The organism is Saccharospirillum sp. (assembly GCF_039982735.1).
Taxonomy (GTDB): domain Bacteria; phylum Pseudomonadota; class Gammaproteobacteria; order Pseudomonadales; family Natronospirillaceae; genus Saccharospirillum.
In genome coordinates this window covers 177,340-195,677 of record NZ_JBDWXV010000023.1, presented here as the reverse complement: position 1 = coordinate 195,677, position 18,338 = coordinate 177,340, and the positions used below count along the sequence as shown (strand labels likewise).

At 60.0% G+C, this 18,338-nt stretch carries 10 protein-coding genes; 7 read left to right on the top strand and 3 right to left on the bottom strand.

What is annotated here, in order from left to right:
- The first annotated feature begins 113 nt into the window (after window positions 1-113).
- Window positions 114-4,985 carry an alpha-2-macroglobulin gene (locus ABJT94_RS19795; protein WP_348474943.1) on the top strand — a complete coding sequence of 1,624 codons (4,872 nt, stop codon included), beginning with the start codon at window positions 114-116 and terminating at the stop codon, window positions 4,983-4,985.
- Window positions 4,985-7,306: a penicillin-binding protein 1C gene (pbpC, locus tag ABJT94_RS19790; RefSeq protein ID WP_348474944.1), complete on the top strand. Its 2,322-nt coding sequence runs from the start codon at window positions 4,985-4,987 to the stop codon at window positions 7,304-7,306. The genes ABJT94_RS19795 and pbpC overlap by 1 nt, the downstream gene beginning before the upstream one ends.
- Window positions 7,307-7,534: 228 nt before the next feature.
- On the opposite strand, the gene selD is transcribed toward pbpC, so the two are convergent.
- On the bottom strand, window positions 7,535-9,703 hold the full coding sequence (selD, locus tag ABJT94_RS19785) for a selenide, water dikinase SelD (RefSeq protein ID WP_348474945.1): 2,169 nt from the start codon (window positions 9,701-9,703) through the stop codon (window positions 7,535-7,537).
- Entirely contained in the window at window positions 9,696-10,802 is a 1,107-nt protein-coding gene (gene mnmH, locus ABJT94_RS19780; protein WP_348474946.1) for a tRNA 2-selenouridine(34) synthase MnmH, read from the bottom strand. Before mnmH ends, selD begins: the two co-directional genes overlap by 8 nt.
- A 682-nt stretch (window positions 10,803-11,484) precedes the next feature.
- Between mnmH and ABJT94_RS19775 the strand changes: the two genes are divergently transcribed.
- The 3 genes from ABJT94_RS19775 to ABJT94_RS19765 all read left to right on the top strand — a co-directional run bounded on the left by ABJT94_RS19775 (window position 11,485) and on the right by ABJT94_RS19765 (window position 15,834).
- A complete protein-coding gene (locus ABJT94_RS19775) occupies window positions 11,485-13,809 on the top strand; it encodes a Tex family protein (protein WP_348475022.1) in 2,325 nt (774 codons plus the stop codon).
- A gap of 111 nt (window positions 13,810-13,920) precedes the next feature.
- Window positions 13,921-15,471 (top strand): glutamate--cysteine ligase, encoded by a 1,551-nt coding sequence (gene gshA / locus ABJT94_RS19770; protein WP_348475021.1) that lies wholly within the window; start codon window positions 13,921-13,923, stop codon window positions 15,469-15,471.
- A gap of 156 nt (window positions 15,472-15,627) precedes the next feature.
- A complete protein-coding gene (locus ABJT94_RS19765; protein WP_348475027.1) occupies window positions 15,628-15,834 on the top strand; it encodes a ribosome modulation factor in 207 nt (68 codons plus the stop codon).
- Window positions 15,835-15,905: 71 nt separating this feature from the next.
- On the opposite strand, the gene ABJT94_RS19760 is transcribed toward ABJT94_RS19765, so the two are convergent.
- Window positions 15,906-16,334, bottom strand: coding sequence for a flagellar basal body-associated FliL family protein (locus ABJT94_RS19760; RefSeq protein WP_348475020.1), 429 nt, complete (start codon window positions 16,332-16,334; stop codon window positions 15,906-15,908).
- Between the two features lie 399 nt (window positions 16,335-16,733).
- Between ABJT94_RS19760 and rsd the strand changes: the two genes are divergently transcribed.
- The gene (gene rsd, locus ABJT94_RS19755; protein WP_348475019.1) at window positions 16,734-17,210 is read left to right on the top strand and encodes a sigma D regulator; all 477 of its coding nucleotides are present in this window, start codon (window positions 16,734-16,736) and stop codon (window positions 17,208-17,210) included.
- Window positions 17,211-17,254: 44 nt separating this feature from the next.
- Complete coding sequence (locus tag ABJT94_RS19750; protein ID WP_348475018.1) at window positions 17,255-18,262, top strand: hypothetical protein; 1,008 nt, start codon at window positions 17,255-17,257, stop codon at window positions 18,260-18,262.
- Window positions 18,263-18,338: the final 76 nt, after the last annotated feature.

Genomic DNA, 18,338 nt, shown 5'->3' with positions numbered 1-18,338 from the left:
TGATCGATGTCTTAGTGCCCGGTTACCCGTGGGCATGGCTTCGTCATATGGCATTTTTTCTTCAACACTTTGGGTATACTCCGCAGTCCAACTCACACTCAAGGATTGTTGAGATGAAAGGATCTGTTGTGTCGCGCTGGCCAGGCGCGGCGTTGTTGTGGTTGCTGGCGCTGGCGTTTTCCCAGCCAGCACTGGCTGAATTCTATGTCTCGACGGTGTTTGAATCCCAATACGAGGGTGCGCCGGCGCTCACGCTGAGGTTCACCGATGCACTGGATCCGCAGACGGATCTGGAAACATTCGTCACTGTACAGCCGGCCCCAGCCGATGGCAGTTACTGGATCAGCAATGACGGCGGCGTCAGCTGGACGCTGCCCTTTGTCGAGCCCAGCACCACCTACCAGATCCGCATCACCGGCAAACCGCGTTCGGTCAGCGACGAACGCCTGACCACCCAGTCGGTAGTCGCCAGCGCGGCGGTCAATGGCCAATCAAATCAGTGGCAGATCACCACCCGGCCCATGGTCGCCTCTGCCAGCTTTGCCAGCCAGGGTGAGTTTCTGGTTGGGGATATTCAGAACGGTTTGCCGGTTACGGTGGTGAACCAGAGCGAAGTCGAGCTGGATGTGTTCCGCGTTCGCGACGACCGGCTCGAAGCCTTTCTGGCCTATACGTTTTACTCTGGTCGCACTTATTACTCGACGCTCAATGAACTCGGCGATTACGCCGACCTGGAGCACACCGCTCGCTACCCGGTAGACCCGCGCAGCAACACCCGCACCAGCGTTAACCTGAACCTCGACCCGGTGCTCAACGAACATGACAGCGGCTTCTTTGTCGCAGTGTTGCGCCAGCCCGGCGACTACGATTACCAGTTTGATACCCGCTTTTTTACGCTGTCGGACATCGGCCTGCATGCCCGTGTCTATGGCCGTGAAATTCAGGTGCAACTGAACGCCATAGGCAGCGGTGAGCCGCTTGAAGACGTTGAGCTTACCTATTACTGGCACGAGCAGAACCGCTCCGGCTACACTCAGGTGGCCCGCACCGATGACCTGGGCCAGCACCGTCTGGAAACCAATGACCGGCCCCGGCTGATTGTCGCCCGCCAGGGCAATCAAACCAGCTATGTCCGCCTCGATCGGGCGGCGCTGGATTTATCAGCCTACAGCAACGTCACCGAGCGCCATCGCGAACAGCAAAGCTTTCTCTACGGCCCGCGGGATCTTTACCGGCCAGGTGAAACGGTGAATATCAACATGCTGCGCCGCGACTACGACGGTCAGCCCATCGCCAACCCGTCACTGGAGGCGCATCTCTACGACGCCCGTGGCCGCAAGATCGAAGAGACGGTCTGGCGCGCTGGCCCCTCTGGTCTGTATCAACACAGCGTAACGCTCCCGGACGATGCCGCCACCGGCACCTGGCAGTGGATCGTCGAGCCCGACCGTGCCGTGCAGCGCGAAATATACAGCTTTCAGGTCGAGACCTTTTTGCCGGAACGAATGACCCTGTCGTTTTTCCCCGGTAACACCGAACGTATGCCGCGCCTGACTGAATTACCCGCAGGCATCCCCGTTCAGGGTGACTATCTTTACGGTGCTCCGGCGGCGGGCAACGAGGTAGACGCCCTGGCCACAGTGCGGCCAACCACTCAAGTGTTCGAAGCCTGGCCCGACCTCACCGTCGGCGATGCCCGCCAGAGACTCGACAACGATACCCTGAGCCTGACGGCCATTACGCTGGACGAAACCGGCGCCGGGTTGCTTACCCTGCCCGATGCCTGGGGCAACGTAGACGTACCCCTGGCGTTCAATATCGCCGGTAGCCTGTATGAAAGCGGTGGCCGACCCGTCACCCGCAATCAACAACTGATTCTGATGCCGCCGTTGGAGACGTTGGTAGGTATTGAACCGCTGTTCCGGGACCGGCCCGCCGCAAATGCCGATGTCGGCTTCAAAGTCTTCGCCCTGTCAAAAGACGGCGAGGCCATCGATGGCGAAGTGAAGGTTCAACTGTTTCGGGATCATCGCGAATATTACTGGTGGTTCGACGACGATAGCGGCTGGAGCTGGCGTTACGATGCCAACCGTTACGTCACCGAGTCGCGCACCATTACCGTCACCGACGAAGGGGCCGAGGTGCAGTTGCCGGTGCAGTGGGGCGACTATGAATTGCACGTGACCCATGCCGATGGCGCCCGGTCGGTGCATTATTTCCGCACCCAATACAGTGGCTACAGCGATGCCGACTCCTCCGTCGTGCGGCCCGACCAGATTCCGCTGACGCTGGATCAGGATGCCTATCAACCAGGCGAAACCGCCACACTGCGTTTAGTCGCCCCGGCTTCTGGTCGTGCGCTGATTAACGTCGAGAGCCAGGCCGGCGTGCTGTATTCAACGCATCAGGACGTCGAGGCCGGTGAATCTGAAATCACACTGCCGACTGAGACTCACTGGAACCGGCACGATCTCTATGTCTCGGTCATGATTCTGACCCCGGCTGATCAGGTGACCGATGTCGCCCCGAAACGCACTCTGGGGCTGGTGCACCTGCCGATGCAACGGCTGGATGGTGAGTTTGAGGTAGCGGTTAACGCACCGGACCGGGTTGAACCGAACCGGCCAATCACCGCCCGATTGAGCATTGATGATGCCGACGCTTTTTCCGACCAGCGCCTCTACGCCACCGTCGCCCTGGTCGATATGGGCGTGCTGAACATTACCCGGTACAAACGCCCCCAGCCGGAGCAGTTTTTCTTCTCACCGCGCCGGTTCGAAGCCCAGTATCAGGATGTGTACCACCGCATCATCAACAATTTAGGGCTCGACATGGTGCGCCAGCGCTTTGGTGGCGGTTTTGCCGAGAGTGACGATGCGCTGTCGCGCGGCGGTGAAGAACCGAAAAGCGATGTGCGTATTCTGTCTTACTTGTCGGAACCCGTTGAATTCGTCGACGGCGAAGCCGAAGTCAGTTTCGACTTGCCGGACTTCAATGGTCGGGTGAAGTGGATGGTGGTCGCCTGGGGCGAACGCAGTTTTGGCAGCACCGAGGCCGAAACCGAGGTCGCTGACCGGCTGGTGGTTGAAGCCGCATTGCCACGTTTTATGGCCTTTGGCGACAAGAGCACGCTGGCCCTGGATGTGCACAATCTTTCCGGTGCCGACCAGACCCTGGCGCTGGATGTTGCCATCGGCGGCGCGATCAGCGCCACCGAGCCCGGTGACAGCCTGACGTTAAAAGACGGCGAGAAAACCACGCTGCGCATTCCGCTGGAAGCCGGGTACGACAGCGGCAACGGCGACATTGCCGTACGCCTGAGCAATGGTGATGACCTCGACATCAACCGCCGCTGGTCACTCGGTGTACGCAGTGCCCACCCCTGGCAGACCCGCTACGAGCGCACTCGCATCGAGCCTAACACCCTGTGGCAGCCAGCTCCGCGCACCGACGACCTGATCGCTTCGACCGTTCAAGCCCAGTTGACGCTGTCGAACCGGCCCGCCATCGATTTCGCCGAACACTTGCGCTCGCTGTTGCATTACCCCTACGGCTGCCTGGAGCAAACAATCAGCTCGACCTACCCCTGGCTGCTGATTGACCCTCAACTGGCACAGGATCTGGGGCTGGTGCAGGCACTGGAGAGCCGGTTCGATGAACCCTATACCGAGGCCTTCCGTCGCACTCAGATTGAAACCGGTCTGGCCCGCACCCTGGCCAAGCAGAAGGAATCCGGCCTCTTTGGTTACTGGGACTCGGGGTCTGTGGAATCTCACTGGGGCACCGTTTATGCAGCAGACCTGTTGGTCGATGCCCGTCGTTTGGGCGTGCCGGTGGATGACAACCGGCTGGAACGCACACTGACCACACTGCAGGGTCTGTTGCGTGGTTCGCTGGGGGTGACCGGCTGGAGCGATGACCCGGCGTATCAGCAGTTCGCTGTCCGCGCCTATGCTGCCGAGGTACTGGCGAAGGCCGGGCAGGGCTCGCTGAGTGACGTGCGCCGGCTCTATGACCAGGCACTGGAGCGCGATTACGATCAGTCCGGCCTGGGCTGGATGCAGCTGGCCGCCGCCCTGCAAACGGAAGGAGATACCCAGCGGGCTGAAATTGCGGCTGAAAAAGGCATAACCGTTGAGCGCGGCCGCCATCGCTATTACAGCGACTACGGCAGCCCGCTGCGCGACGCTGCCCTGTCGCTCGCGTTGGCGCTTGAACACGGCTTCGACGCCGGTGATCTTTGGCAACAGGTACCCGACCTTCTTCGAGAAAAGCAGTGGTTCAGCACCCAGGAGCGCATTGCCCTGGCCAAGCTGGCGTTGCAGTTCTCTGCCAGCCCGGAACCCTGGCAAGCCACCCTGCAGCTCGATGCCCTGGATCAGCGGCTCGACCGGAAAGGGGCCTTCAACACCCTGATCGACGCCGACCAACTGGCCAGCCTGCGCGGCATTGAAGCCGGCGACGAGGCAATCTTCGCCAATCTGGTCTACAACGGTGCACCGCTCGAAGCGCCCGAACCCTATGCTCAAACCGTGAGAGTAGAGCGCGACACCTATGATATTCAGGGTGAGCCGCTCGACATCACCGAGCCACTGACCACCGGGGATCTGGTGATCGTGCGGCTATCGGTGACCAGCGAGGCCCGGGTGCCGGAAGCCTTGCTGGTCGATCTGCTGCCGGCGGGGCTGGAGATTGAAAATCAGAATCTGGCCAATGCCAGCGTCAATCTCGATGATATTCGCATCGAAGGGGATTCGGTCGGCGAGTATTTCCGCAACCGCATCGCCTATGAAGAGGTTCGTGATGACCGCTATGTCGCGGCGCTCGATGTGAACGAATGGCAGGGCCAGGTGCTGTATTACCTGGCACGGGCGGTGACACCGGGCGAGTACGCCATTCCAGGGGCCTACGTCGAAGACATGTACCGGCCGGATATCCAGAGCCTGGGTCGCTCGCCCGGCCGTCTGGTTGTTCTGCCCCGCTGATGCTCGGGTTGGCCCGGTTCCGGCAGCGCCGTTGGGTTATCGCACTGGCGATACCCGGCGTGCTTGTCGGGCTGACCCTGCTCATCCTGGTGGTGATTGACCGCCTGGCCCCGGTGGACCTGACACCCCGGCCAGGCAGCCAGGTTGTGACCACCAACCACGACCAGTTGCTGCGGGCTTTTGCCGATGCGGAAGGCGTCTGGCGTTACCCGGTCACACTGGCGGAGGTGTCGCCCCACTATCTGGAAGCCCTGATCGGCTATGAAGACCGCTTCTTCTACCGTCACCCCGGCGTCAACCCGTTCGCGTTGATCCGCGCTGCGGGTCAGGCGCTCTGGTATGGCGAGGTGGTTTCCGGCGGCTCAACGCTGACCATGCAAGTCGCCCGGTTGCGTTACCCGGAACCGCGAACGCTCACCGGCAAGCTCAAAGAAATGGTGCGCGCGCTGCAGCTCGACTGGCATTACAGCAAGGCAGAGATCCTCACCTATTACCTGAACCATGCGCCATTCGGTGGCACGCTTGAGGGCGTTCAGGCGGCATCCCTGTCGTATCTGGGGTATTCGGCACAGGATCTAACCCGGGCCCAGGCTGCGTTGCTCGCGGTGCTGCCACAAGCGCCCAGCCGATACCGGCCCGACCGACACCCGGAACGTGCGGAGGCGGCCCGAAACAAACTGATGCAACGCCTGGCGGACCAGGGCATCTGGCCGACGGAGGTTGTGGCCGATGCCCGGGAAGAGCGCGTGATTGCCGTGCCGATTCAGCGTTACCAGACTGCGCCTTTGCTGGCGCGGCGTCTGGTCGATGCTGCCGCAACAAGCACCACACCAAAACTGACCCATCGAACCGCCCTGAACCTCGACTGGCAACGCCAGGTCGAAGCGCTGGTGCCGGCCTATGTGCAGGCGATTGATCGCCACGTCTCGGCTGCGGTGATGATTATGGACAACCGCACCGGCCTGGTTCGAACCTACGTCGGCTCGGCTGATTTTACCGACCCGGCCCGGGCCGCCCACGTCGATATGGTGTCGGCGATCCGCTCACCCGGCTCGACACTGAAACCCTTTATTTACGGGCAGGCACTGGACCTGGGCCTGGTGCACAGCGCCAGTTTGTTGCTCGATGTGCCGCTGCGCTTTGGCGATTACCGGCCGGTGAACTTTACCGGCGGTTTCAGTGGCCCGGTGTCACTGGCCAGCGCTTTGCAACAAAGCCTGAATCTGCCGGCGGTTCAGGTGCTGGAGCAGATTGGCCCGGCGCGGTTTTATCTGGCCTTGCAGCAAGCCGGTGGTGAACTCCAGTTGCCGGCCAACGCACGCCCCAGTCTTGCGGTTGCTCTGGGCGGCGTCGGCACCTCACTGGAAAGTCTGGTGCGGTTGTATTCTGCGCTGGGCCGCGAAGGCCAGACGATCAAACCGCGCCTGTCATCGGATGACCCCCGCATTCAGAGCCCTCTGATGTCAGCCGGGGCGGCCTGGATCATCCGTCGTACCCTGCTCGATGCCGACAATGCCTTGCCCGGGCTCGCCGTCAAAACCGGCACCAGCTACGGCAATAGGGACAGCTGGGCGCTGGCTGTCAGCCAACATCACACCCTGGGCGTCTGGGTCGGGCAGCCGGATGGCTCGGCGCTGCCCAGTCACTTTGGTCGCCAGACCGCCGTGCCGTTATTGACCCGGGTCGCAGCCATGGTCGGCGATAGCCCGGCGATGCCCGCCCAACCCGCCAGCGTAACTCGCGAAACCATCTGCTGGCCCAGTGGTCGACCAGAAACCAGCGCTTTGTGTGACCAGCCCCAGGAAGCCTGGGTGCTGGATGGCACGTTTCCCGGCACCTGGATGCACAGCCGCAATGCCAGCCTGAGCTTCAACCGGCCCGTTACCCCCCTGAACCTCAACCCCGAATCCGGCTTGCAGGTGCCGCTGGGCTGCAATCTGCCAGCCACCCAGACGCAAGTCGCACTTTGGCCGGCGCCCGTGCAAGGCTGGCTACAGCCAAACTGGCGCAGCCGCGAACGACTGCCCGGTTTCGACCCGCGCTGCCCGCCACAACTGGTCCCGGTGGCCCAGCAACCCCTGGCGCTGAAAGGCGCATCCGATGGCACCCGCCTGATGGTCGAGCCGGGCCAGGACATCGATCTGTCACTTTGGGCTGAGGGCGGCCAAGCCCCGTTTCACTGGTATCTGAACGGCGAACAACTCACCACTGAAGAGCCCGAACTGGATCTGGCCCTGGCACCGCTACACCGCTATCAGATCGTGCTGGTTGACCAAAGCGGCCAGAGCGACCGGATTCAGATACAGACTCGGGTGCGGTAGAGAGCCCGGGGGCTCCTGAGTTAGAAATTCGCAGATTAATGCGTTTAGGCATCGACACTTACTTAGGTGCCAATCGGAGCACCGGGCACGCCTACTGAAGGCACGCCGTGAACCCCTCCCTGGGGGCTCGGAGACCGCATCCATGCGGTCTAACGGCCGTCAGTAGGCGCACCCGGTGCTCCTTGGATAACAAGTGGCTGAATTATCGCGAATTTCTAACTCAAGAGGTTAGCCCACGACAACTTTACGGTCGGAAGTACGCCTCGCGATCTGACCAATAGCTCGGGCATCCGGTAGTTGGCCGAGAAAGATTTCCGCCTGATCCGGGTCGAGAGCAACCAGCAGTCCGCCCGACGTCTGCGGATCAATCAGCAAAGCGATATCAACCTCACTTACAGACTCAAGCCCGCTGCATTCCAGCGTGTAGGGCAGTAACTGAGGGTGCAAACTGGAGCGAAACCCCTGCTCTAACAGGTCGCGAGCACCGGGCAAGGCGGGAATCGCGTTCAAATTAAGGTGGGCTTCAATGTCGTCGCCCGTAACCATCTCCAGCAAATGGCCCAGCAGGCCGAAACCGGTGACGTCAGTAACGGCGTGCGGCTCCAGTCTTTGCAGTGCTTCCCAGGCGGGTTTCTGGCTGACCAGCATGCTCTCCCAGGCCGCGGTAACGGCTCCGGCCGGGGCCTGCGCGGCGGCATCTGACGCCCAGATCACGCCGGTACCGAGCGCTTTGGTCAGAACCAAAACATCACCGGGACGGGCCCCGGTTTTACGCCAGAGGCGGGCCGGGTCGACTTCTCCGTTAGCAACCACGGCCACATGGGTTTCCGCGCCTTCGGTGCTGTGACCACCGGCCAGCGCTACGCTCTGATCACTCAGCGCCTGGTGAATACCACGCATCAGTCGCTGGAAGTCGGCCTTGTGCAAACGGGGGTGGGCGTGAGCCAGGTTGATCCAGACCTGAGCCGAGACCGGCTGCGCGCCCATGGCATACAGGTCGCTCAGGGCGTGGTTCACGCAGACCTGGCCGAAGCGATACAAGTCATCACTGAAGCTGCGAAAACCATCGAGGCTTTGCACCTGGCTCAGGCCCGGTGTTGGTTGCCAGACGCTGCCGTCTTCGGCGGCCTCCAGGGCCGGGGTCAGCCCGGGTTTATTCATGCGCGGCAGGGTGCTCAGGGTATCGTGCAATATCGCCGGGCCCAGTTTGCTGCCGCAACCGGCGCAGTGCATGTCAGCCTCTGTTCCGGTGGGCATTGGCGCCATCATCTTCGGCGCACCCAGCGCCTGGAACTTTTCCATAAAGGCGCGGTCTATCCGGTCTTTCCAGCGCCAGACCCAGGCACCGCTGGCGACGAACAAGCCCCGGTGACCAACCGCCTGGCGGTCGCCCAGCGACAACAGTGACAGAAACTGTCGTTGCAGCCGCGCCGGTTGCATGGGCTGGCTGGCGAACGCGAGTTTCAGGTTTTCATACAGAATCGGCGCCTGGCGTACGGCATACACTCCGGCCTTGGGCCGGGGGTCGAACACCATGTCGGCAACATCGCCAGCGGCGAAGACGTCCGGATGTGAAGTGCTTTGCAGGTAGCGATTGACGGCGATAAAGCCGGCAGATGTCACGTCCAGACCGCTCTGGCTGAGAAACTCCGGACCGGCCGCCCGGGTGCACCAGACGGTCTGGTCGAGCGACAAGGCATTGCCATTGGCCGCCACCAGCCCGTTTTTCTTCACCGCGCTGACGTTAAAGTTAGAGTGGCAGACGACGCCGTGCCGTTGCAATGCACACTCAGCCGCGCGGATTGAACGGCGCGGGTAGCCGCTTAGTATGTGATCTCCGGGGTAAACCAGATGCAGCTGAACGCGTCGATCCGCACCCAGCCGGTGTGCCATGGCCAGCACCAGTTCAACCCCTCCGGCACCGGCGCCGACGACGCCCCAGTGCTGGGTTTCGGTGCCGCGCTCCCGGTCATGACGGTCGAGCAATTGCTGCCATTTGGCGTAGAACCGGCTGACGGGCTTCACCCCGACCGCAAAGCTGCGCGCGCCGGGCAAACTCAGGTCGGGCGTTGAGCCGGTGTCGAAGGAGACCTTGTCGTAGGTTAGTGACGGCTGATCCTGTACCGACAGGGTTTTGGCCTGCGCATTCACACCCGTCACCCGACCCTGAATAAAACGGATACCGGCCCAGCGGCACAACCGATTCAGGTCGATGTGCACCTCGTCAGCCCGGTAGTGCCCGGCGACCAGGCCTGGCAACATCCCGGAGTAGGGCGTCAGCGTCGATTCCGACACCAGTGTCACCCGAACCCCCGGTATCGGCTTCATCGCCAGAGTGCGAATCATCAGAGCATGAGTGTGGCCGCCACCGACCAGTACCAGATCGCGTTCAAACATGGCGCTGGTGTTCCAGCCAGTCGAGCACGGCTTCGGCGTTGCCCCGGAACACGACCTGGTCCGCACGGCCACTGAGTTGATACTGATACATGGGGTCGTAATAGTCCGTCAGCAGGGTTTCGATAATGCGGTTAAAGCCACCGGGGTCCCGTTGCCGGGCCATGGCATCCACCGCATCTGGCACGGCTTGTTGCAGTTGCTCATGGCGCACCCCGCCCAGGCGTTTACGAATGCGGTGCAAATTCTGGCTCACGTAGTCGCCGAGCAGTGGCCAGGGGTTGTCCGGCTCTTGCTGGCTGAAGTGCTGCAGCGCGTGGTTCACATAGTCATCGAGCAAGCGGTCAACTCGTTCCTGCATCGGCGCTTCCAGAGCGATCACCGGAGCTTTCTGCATTTTATGATGCAATTCGGGTATCAAATGGATACGGCCGATCAGGTGCGCTTCGTCTTCGACCAGCACAGGCGCATCACCATGGACATCCAAACGCGCCCAATCCAGCGAAATCTGGTTTTCCCAGTCAATCTGCGCCGGCTGCGGCGCAAAGGTCGCACCAAAGGCACTGCCCCGGTGCCCAGCCCGGCCTTCCAGATCCAGACTGACCCGCCAGGCATGAATCACTTCGGTTTTGCCACTGCCCGTTGGCCCCGCCAGTACTTGCAAGTTGCGAGTTGCCAGGCGCTCCTCAAACGCATCAATAAGAACGCGGCGCAGCGCCTTGTACCCACCGCGCACAAGCGGGAAGTGAATGCCCGCTTCGCGCAGCCAGGCCTGGGTGGTATTGGAACGCAGACCACCCCGAAAACAATAGAGATAGCCATTCGGATGCTGCCGGGCAAAGCTCGCCCAGGCATCAAGACGCTCGGCACGAATGTCGGGCGTCGCCAATTCCAGACCCAGTTCAATGGCCGCGTCCTGCCCCGCCTCTTTATAACGGGTACCAATGGCAGCCCGCTGATCATCATCCAGAATCGGCACGTTAACCGCGCCGGGAATGGCACCGTGTTCAAATTCAATCGGGGCACGCACATCCATAAACGGCGTCTGGTCGAGCAGCAGATCCAGGCTGGCGTCAATGTCGTCGCGGTGGGGGTCGCGCACGGCGGACCTCTAGGCAAGAATGGCAGGGGGCGATTATGCGGTTCGGTATGCTCCCAGGCAACCTGTGGTTTGGTGGCTTGGTTGTCTTTTGTGGCTCGAGTCCGTGCTGGCCACCGGGTGGGCCTCTCCGGGGTCGGCGTAAACCCGTCCATGGGGCCTAGGCTTCGGCATCCATGCCTCAGACTTCCCCGGAGAGGCCCACCCGGTGGCCAGCACTCGGTTATTTGCCATTATTAAATCCCTGTAAATGACCATTAAAACATTCTGAAGGCTTACTCCGGAGTTATAGGTCTGGATTTAAGACTATTTGTTTTTCGAGGGGGGCAAACTGGCCACTGAATAAGTCAGCTAACCCAATTCATTCCAGTGCTGCTTTAAGTAAGGGACAGGCAATATGCCAAGTACCGGTGGCCGGGTAGGCCTGGCCGGGGAAGTCCGTAGCATGGATGCTACGGTCTAGGCCCCATGGATGGGTCTACGCCGGCCCCGGCCAGGCCTACCCGGCTGCCGGTACGAATTTGTGGCACTACAGCCAGAGCAACTGTTAACCACTAGAGCAAGCCATCCCACCTTTGTTTTATTTATAAATCAAGATGTTAGCGAGTTGTAACGGCCCTTGAAATGGACGCGGCTTTGGCTAATGATGCGTGTCTCCCGTTACGCTTCACCGAGTCATCGTCTTATGATCAGCATCGAACATCGTATTGCCCAGGAACTTCAAGTCGCCGACGCCCAGGTTAAGGCGGCTGTGGCCCTTTTGGATGAAGGCGCTACTGTGCCTTTTATCAGTCGTTACCGTAAAGAAGTGACCGGTGGGCTGGACGACACCCAACTGCGAAATCTTGAAGACCGGTTGCGCTACCTGCGCGAGCTGGAAGACCGGCGCGCAGCCATCCTTACCAGCATCGAAGAGCAGGGCAAGCTGACCGATAGCCTGAGTCGCGATATTAAAGCCGCCGCGACCAAGACTGAGCTTGAAGATCTGTACCTGCCCTACAAACAGAAGCGCCGTACGAAAGGTCAGATTGCTATTGAAGCCGGACTGGAGCCTCTGGCTGATGCCCTGTTCAGTGATCCGACGCTGGACCCGGTGAGCGAAGCAGAATCTTACTTGAATGCCGATGCGGGCTTTGCCGACACCAAGGCCGTGCTCGATGGCGCGCGCTATATTCTGATGGAGCGCTTCGCCGAAGACGCGGGGTTGATCGGCAAATTGCGTGAATACCTCTGGCAGCATGGCGAGATGCAGGCGCGGGTCATCGACGGCAAGCAGAACGAAGCCGCCAAGTTTCAGGATTACTTCGAGCACAACGAAGCCATCAAGAAAGTGCCCAGCCACCGGGCGCTGGCCATGTTTCGGGGTCGCAACGAAGGCTTTTTGCAGCTCTCACTGGTGTTGGCGGGCGAAGAGCCGCGCAGTACCAGCCAGGGTGAAATCATTGTCGCCGAGCATTTCAACATCAAAGACAGCGGCCGCGCGGCCGATGCCTGGCTGGGCGAAGTGGTTCGCTGGACCTGGCGGGTGAAGTTGCTAACCCATATTGAAACCGACCTGTTTAACCGGGTACGTGAATCTGCCGAGAAAGCGGCGATTGATGTGTTCGCCAAGAATCTGAAAGACCTGCTGCTCGCTGCACCGGCTGGGCCCAAAGCGACCATTGGTCTGGACCCGGGCCTGCGTACCGGTGTGAAAGTCGCGGTGGTTGATGCCACCGGTAAGGTGCTCGATCACGGCGCCATGTTCCCGACACCGCCGCAGAACAAAATCCGCGAAGCCGAGCACATGCTGGTGTCGCTGTGCAAAAAACACAACGTTGAACTGATCGCCATCGGTAACGGCACCGCCAGCCGAGAGACCGAGCGCTTTGTGAAAGCCGTGCTGAAATCGCACCCGGACATCAACGCCCAGGCGTTGTTGGTGAATGAATCCGGCGCATCCATTTACTCGGCCTCTGAATTTGCCGCACGCGAATTCCCGGATCTGGACGTGACCATTCGCGGCGCGATCTCCATTGCCCGGCGCCTGCAGGACCCGCTGGCAGAACTGGTGAAAATTGAACCCAAGTCGATCGGTGTTGGCCAGTACCAGCACGACGTTTCCCAACTGGCGCTCGCGCGTCAGCTGGATGCCGTCGTGGAAGACTGTGTGAACGGCGTCGGTGTCGACCTGAATACCGCATCAGCCCCCTTGCTGAGCCGGGTCTCGGGTTTGAACAGCACCATTGCCAATAACATCGTCGCGCATCGTGATGCCGCAGGCGCGTTTAAGAATCGCAAGCAGTTGAAAGACGTCAGTCGATTGGGCCCGAAAGCGTTCGAACAGGCGGCGGGGTTTTTGAAAGTCATGAACGGCGACAACCCGCTCGATGGCTCAGCGGTGCACCCGGAATCCTACTCGGTGGTGGAGCGCATCGTCGCCGATACCGGCCGCGATGTAACCGCCCTGATTGGCGACAGCCGCTTCATCCGGGCACTCAAGGCCGAGCAGTACGTCGACGAGACCTTTGGCTTGCCGACCATCACCGACATTCTGCAGGAACTGGAAAAACCCGGTCGCGACCCGCGCCCTGAGTTCAAAACTGCCGAATTCCAGGACGGCGTCGAAACCATCAAGGACCTGCGCCAGAACATGGTGCTGGAAGGTGTAGTGACCAACGTGACCCACTTCGGTGCCTTTGTTGACGTCGGTGTGCATCAGGATGGTCTGGTCCACATCTCGGCGATGAGCCATCAGTTTATCGACGACCCGTCGAAGCTGGTTAAAGCGGGTGACATCGTTAAAGTCAAAGTCATGGATGTCGATGTGGCCCGCAACCGGATCGCCATGTCCATGCGGCTGGACGATGAAGCCCAACCGGCAGACCGCGACCAGAACACCGGCAGCAACAACCGCCGCAACTCGGCGCCGCGCCGGGATAAAAACCCGGGTTCAGCAGCACCGGCCGGGCAAACCGCCATGGCATCGCTGCTGCAGGAGGCGATGAAGAAAAAAGGCGGTCGATTGTAATCGATCTCGCAGCCTGGCCTGCTAAAGTGTTGCTTGAACTTTATCCGTCTGCCCCAACTCAGGGTGCCTTGGGTGCTTGCGCCACCGTGACTGTTTTTTGAGGATGTTTCTTTGCCAACGCTGACTCGCCTGGGCCATCTGGCCGATCTGAACCCCGACTGGTTGCGCTTTAATCGCGGGATCGAACGGGAAACCCTGCGCGTCGACGGTGAAGGGCACCTGGCGCAGACGCCGCACCCGAAAGGCCTGGGGTCTGCACTGACGCATCCGTCGATCACCACCGATTACTCTGAATCGCTGCTCGAGTTTATTACCTCAGTTCATAACCGGCCCGAAGCCGCTCTGGATGAACTGGCCCGTCTGCACCGGTTCACCTACACCCAATTACCGAACGAGCAGCTCTGGCCTTCAAGCATGCCCTCAGCGTTGCCGGCTGAAACCGAAATCCCGATTGCCCAGTATGGCAGCAGCCACGTTGGCCGCTTGAAAACCGTCTATCGCCATGGCCTGTGGCACCGTTATGGCCGGGTCATGCAGACCATCGCCGGGGTGCACTACAACTGGTCGATGCCCACCGAATTCTGGCAGGACTGGGCGCAACGGTCTGGCTGGGAAGGCGACCTGCAACGCTTTATCAACGAAGAATATTTTGGCCTGATTCGCGGCTTTCGGCGCCACTCCTGGTTGCTGCTCTATCTGTTCGGGGCCTCACCGGCCATCGACCGCAGCTTTGGTCACAAGGGGCATACCGAATTGCTGCCACTGGGCGACGACACCCTGTACTCGCCGTACGCCACGACGCTGCGCATGAGCGACATGGGCTACTCCAATAACGCCCAAAGCAGCTTGTACGTGTGCTTCAACAGCCTGCAAACCTATTCCGAAACCCTCACCGACGCCATTCACACGCCCTATCCGGCGTATCAGGCGCTGGGTACCAGGGTCGGGGACGATTACCGGCAAATCAGCGCCAATGTGCTGCAAATCGAAAACGAATATTACAGCGACCTGCGCCCCAAGCGAGTGGCGCGCAGCGGTGAAAAACCCATTCGCGCGCTGAACGAGCGCGGCGTGGAATACATTGAAGTGCGGTGCCTCGATATTGACCCTTTCACCCCCCTGGGTGTCGATACCGACCGCATGGTGTTTGTCGACCTCTTTCTGTTTTGGTGCCTGGTCCAGGACAACGGCCTGGTTCCCAAGGAAGAGTGCTTCAAGCTGCGCGAGAACAACCTCAATGTCGCGGCTTTTGGTCGCGACCCCGAGTTGAAGCTGGACATTCAGGGCGAATCAGTACCGCTGCAGGAGCAGGGGCACAAGGTATTGCGCTCTCTGTCTGAGCTTGCGGCAGAAATGGATGCCTTGCTGGGCGGTGATCGTTATCAGCAAGCCGTGGCGAAGCAACTGGCTAAGATAGACGATGTATCACTGACGCCTTCGGCCCGGTTTCTGGAGCAGATCAAACAACAGGGGTCATTCCGCCAGACCGCACTGGCACTGGCAGAGCAACATCGCCAGCACCTCGCCCCCGAGGCCCTGGCGGCAGACGATCAGCAAGCCCTTGCCAGCGCAGCGCGACACAGCCTGGACGAACAAAGCCAGATAGAAGCAGCGGATCAGGGCAGTTTCGACGAGTTCCTGGCGTCGTATTTACGGCAGTAGTTCAAGCTCTTAATGTTAACCAATCGACCCATGTAGTGTGACTTGGTTCACGTTTTTAATCTTTATTGCTGAAAGTGTGAACCAACTTCCGGTTAAGATAACGGATCATCGTATGATGTTCGGATCGATCACAGGGAGACAGGGTCTTTGGAAACCATGCACTGGACGCTGGAAACACTGAACAAAGCCTATCAACAAGGCTACATGACGGGCCTGACGGGCCAGGGGGCAGATTCACCCCCCTATGAAAACGATGTTCTGATCGCAGCCTGGGAAGCCGGTTGGGATGATGGGTTTCAGCGCCATAAAGGCGTAAAGCCCAGTGCCGATGCCAGCTTTCTGTCTTCCAACAAACGCGCCTGACCGGCCTCAGACGCGCCTGCCTGTGCCTGCACGGCATCACGGTATTCCCGCTTTTTCCAACGCGACTCCCGCTAGCCCTGAATCACAAACGCCGTAAACAAAACCTGGTCAACCTGAGGGGCGCCGGTTTCCTGCTCCATGTAACCCTGAATCTGCTCGAGCAACTCGATTTGCAGCTCCGAACGGCCCGTGGTTGAGGTCAGTGTTTCCCGGTCCTGGGCGCTGATCAGCATAATGATTTCATGCCGGATTGCATCGGAGTGAGTACTCACTTCCAACGCGGCCGTACCATCGGGTACCAGTAAACTGATACTGGCCTGCAAATAACGCAACCGCGACCCTTCGCCGTAATTAATGGTAAAGCTCGGCTCCAGCTCAACGTAGGTAGGCCCCGTGGCGATGGCGTCTTCCGCGCTGGCCGGCAAAGACAAACAAAACGACAGCGTGACCGCCAACGACAGCAGGTGGAACGGTTTAACAATGTAGCTCAATGGCAACAAACAGCACCCCTTCTGAATTCAGATAACCGGTCAGCCAGGAACAGTAGCAACTCAGTATAGCTACCCCAGTCGACATAATGCTATCTAGCCGGAGGTAACCTGTGTTTTATCAATCTAATACTGTCACTATCGACCGCACAGCCGGAACATTAAGGCCAGTATAAAACACTGAGCCCTGTCAGCCAGACACTCAGGAGTCCGCCGTGTTAACGGAAATGCCCAGCCCACCACGGGTGGGTGTGTCTGGGAGCTTTACTCAGGCTGTTGTTGTCCCGAATCCACCGCTGGCCTATAGTTTGTGGTCTGACATAGGTGGCCAGATGTCGGGGGCCCCGGCACCCGACATTCGTTTATCAGAGCCAATTGATGAGCTGTTGCCGCTAAACATCTTAAGGTTGAATGGAGTTACCCATGCTCGAGAATTGCAAAACAGCCCGGGAGCGGTGGGGGGGAACCCACCAAATGATCGACCGCTGGCTCGGCCAGCGCCAGGAAACCCTGGTTCGCTATTTCGATATTTCCTCGGATACCGCAGCCGATCAGCAAAGCACCCTGTTGCAGTCATTCTGTGAATCGCTGATGGACTACGTCTCGGCCGGTCACTTCGAGATCTACGAGCAACTGGTACGCGAAGCCAGGGAATTCGACGACGGCGGCATCGAACTGGCCCGCACGCTTTACCCCCGAGTAGAGGCGACGACCCAGGTCATTGTCGATTTCAACGACAAATACGACACCCGCGATCACACCAATCAGCATGTCAGCGACCTGCCGGCCGACCTGTCCAAGCTGGGTGAAGCCATGACCGAGCGCTTTGAAATGGAAGATCAGATGATCGAGCGGCTGCACAACATTCACAAAGAGCAGGTCGCCTGAGTGATTGCCCCACGACCCAACCGCCACTGAGCCGGGCGACCGCCATGGCTGCGTCTGCCCTGCGAACCCAAGGCTGGCATCGACCCTTACGGACGTTGTCATCCGCCTCACTACGAAGGCTGACAATAACGGCACTGTTGGCTCTGGCGCTCGGCGGCTGCTTTCCGCAAAACCCTGAGGATCAATTTGAACTGGCGACCCGGGGTGCCTACCACGGCACCCTGACACCCAATGCCAATGGTGCAGTCGTCGGTTCCATTCATCACGGTGGCAGTTTCTGGTCGTTGCACCCGCCCGCTCGTCAGTTCAACTGGAACCACGATCCCAACGGTTACACCGAAGTGCTGTACACCGATGTCTCCGCCGATGGCCAGCGTGCCCTGACCGCCGACTACAACAACCTGGCGCTGTGGAATACTCGCACGGGTGAACCGGTGTGGTATTGGACCGCTCCGGCCCGCATCCAGGCGGTCGACCTGTCGGCCGACGGCAGCCTCGCACTGCTGGGGCTGAGTAACAATCAGGCGGTGTTGTTTGATGCCATCAATGGTGGGGTGTTGCGCAACTTCGATCACGAAGGGCCGGTCATCAGCGTCTCGTTATCGGATGATGCCCGCATCGCGCTGACCGGCTCGGAAGACCTGACCGCCCGGTTGTGGAGCGTGACCGATAACCGCCGCTTGCAAACCTTCACCCTGCCGAATCAGGTCAAACTGGTCAAACTGACCGGCGATGCCCGCCTGGCATTGCTGGCCCCGGCCGATGAAACCGCCCAGCTCTGGAACCTGGTAACCGGTGAACAGATCACTGAACTGGCCACCGGCGACGTTCGCGTATACAGCGCCCGCTTTGAGTCGGCCGGTCGGTTACTGATCGGCACCACCCAGCGGCGCATACTGCAGTTTAATGTTGAAACCGGTGAGCGAACGGGCCTGTGGCAAATCGGCAGCTTCTGGAGTAGCACCTACCAAAGTGCCACGGTACTTGATATGAGATGGCGTAATGAACGACTATGGGCACTGGGATCAGACGGCTACCTCTACGCATTCTGAACCCAGCCGGTTGCATGGCGGTGGCCTGCTACTGAATTCAAACCCCGAACAACACCGGGTGAGTTGTTAGCTTTTC